The sequence below is a fragment of the Corallococcus exercitus genome (genome assembly GCF_003611585.1).
Taxonomy (GTDB): domain Bacteria; phylum Myxococcota; class Myxococcia; order Myxococcales; family Myxococcaceae; genus Corallococcus; species Corallococcus exercitus.
Map to the genome: position 1 here is coordinate 1 of NZ_RAVW01000748.1, position 1,917 is coordinate 1,917.

A 1,917-nucleotide genomic window follows, 5' to 3' on the forward strand; every position below is an offset into this window, starting at 1 on the left:
GGACTGACGGGGGCCGGGGTGGACGGCTCCCTACGGCTTGGAGGGCTCGTCCGAGGAGGCCGGGGCGCTGGACGTCACCACCGCCGGAGCGGAGGTGGCCGTCTGGGCCGCGGGGGCCACCGGCCGTGGAGGCAGGGGGCCGAGCACGTCATTGACCGAGGGCATCCGACGGATGTCGGCGCGGGCGACCTTCCACGCCTGCTGGACGATCCACGACAGGGAACGATCCTGCCGGGTCGCCTCGCGCTGGATCTCTTCCAGCATGTCCTCGGGAAAATAGAGTGACTGCTTGCGATGATCCGTGGTGGCCATGGCCCTGCCTCAAGGCCTTTCTTCGCGCGGGTCCGTGCGCTCGTCGCCCGTGACGTCGTTCACGGCAGGGAATGACTTGATGCGGTCGCGGGCGATCTTCCAGGCCTGCTGCACCACCCACGAGAGGGAACGGTCCTGCCGGTTCGCCTCCTCCTGGATCTCCTTCAGCATCTCCTCGGGGAAGTACAGCGACTGCTTGCGCTTGTCGGTGCCTGCCATGCCTGGGTCTCCGGGGCGGATTCGAGGTGACGACCTGAACACACCGGAGCGGTTATCCGACAGACGCCCTGAAGGGTCAACGGTTTCGGAGCAGTCAGTCGTGCGCCCGCAGGCTGAACGCTCCGCTTCCGACACTGCTCCGATGCTGCATTGACAGCCGAAAAGAGAAACGCCCCGGCCTCCACGAGGGAGACCGGGGCGCTTCGGAAAGAGGGACCGCAGGGAGCGAATCTCCGAGCGGCCCCGTGGACCCAGAGGGGGAGGGGGGGGACCCCTAGGTCCAACGTCATGAAGTCCAGAACGTCCGACCAACAACCGTGAGGCGCCGTTCTATTTCCGCCCCGCGTCCATCCATTGTGGGAATCATGGAATGCATCCCCACGCCTTCCGTCCACCGCGACTCTGTAACCCGGCCATCCCCCTCTCCATTCCGAACGCTGCGCCATGCCTCGCGCGTCTCCTGAACGTCCCTCGCTGACCGCCGCGCTCGCCCGCTCCTATGCCGAGCACGGTCTCGCCTCGCGCTCGGTGCTGCTCGCGGTCTCTGGAGGCGCGGACTCCACCGCGCTCCTCGTGGGAACCGCCCGCGTGCGCGACACGCTGGCGCTGCGCGTGGAGGTGGCGACGGTGGACCATGGCCTCCGTCCCGAAGCCGCGGAGGAGGTGACCTCCGTCGTGGGGCTGGCCGCGCGCCTGGGCCTGACCTGCCACGTCCGGCGGCTGGCGCTTCAGCCCGGCGCGGGCGTGGAGGCCCGGGCCCGCGAGGCGCGCTACGCGACCCTGGAGGTCCTGCGACAGGAGCGCGGGCTGGACTTCGTGGCCACGGGCCACACGCTCGACGACCAGGCGGAGACGCTGCTGATGCGCCTGTCCCGAGGGGCCGCGCTCCGGGGCGCGCGAGGCATCCACGCGCGCGCACCCACGCTCATCCGGCCGCTGCTCGCGTGCTCGCGCCAGGACGTGCTCGCCTTCCTGGCCACCGAGGAGGTGGGGTTCGTGCGCGATCCGATGAACGCGGATCCCTCCCTCTTCCGCACGCGCGTGCGCCTGGACGTGCTGCCCGCGCTGAACCGCGCGGCGGGCTTCAGCACCGTGGAGCACCTGGCCACCTTCGCCCGGCTCGCCTCCGAGGACGAAGCCCTGCTCGCCGGGCTGGCGGACGCGGCGTGGGAGCGGCTGGCGCTGGATGGAGGCGGCCTGGACGCCGTGGGCCTGCGCGCGCTGGAGCCGCCGCTGTCGCGCCGCGTGCTCGCACGGCTGCTCGTCTCCGCGGGCGCGCGGGTGGACCACGCCACGCTGGAGCGCGGGCGGGACGTGGTGGCGCGCGGGGGCGCCATGCCGCTCAGTGACGGCTTCCTGCTCAAGGCCACCGGCGGGCGGGTGCGC

At 71.4% G+C, this 1,917-nt stretch carries 3 protein-coding genes; 1 reads left to right on the top strand and 2 read right to left on the bottom strand.

What is annotated here, in order from left to right; genetic code table 11:
• Positions 1 to 30: 30 nt before the first annotated feature.
• The gene (locus D7W79_RS41645; protein WP_120530711.1) at positions 31 to 312 is read right to left on the bottom strand and encodes a TIGR04563 family protein; all 282 of its coding nucleotides are present in this window, start codon (positions 310 to 312) and stop codon (positions 31 to 33) included.
• 9 nt (positions 313 to 321) lie between these two features.
• Positions 322 to 531 (bottom strand): TIGR04563 family protein, encoded by a 210-nt coding sequence (locus D7W79_RS41650; RefSeq protein WP_014396356.1) that lies wholly within the window; start codon positions 529 to 531, stop codon positions 322 to 324.
• A gap of 444 nt (positions 532 to 975) precedes the next feature.
• Between D7W79_RS41650 and tilS the strand changes: the two genes are divergently transcribed.
• A partial coding sequence (tilS, locus tag D7W79_RS41655) for a tRNA lysidine(34) synthetase TilS (protein WP_120530712.1) occupies positions 976 to 1,917 on the top strand: 942 nt, incomplete at its 3' end.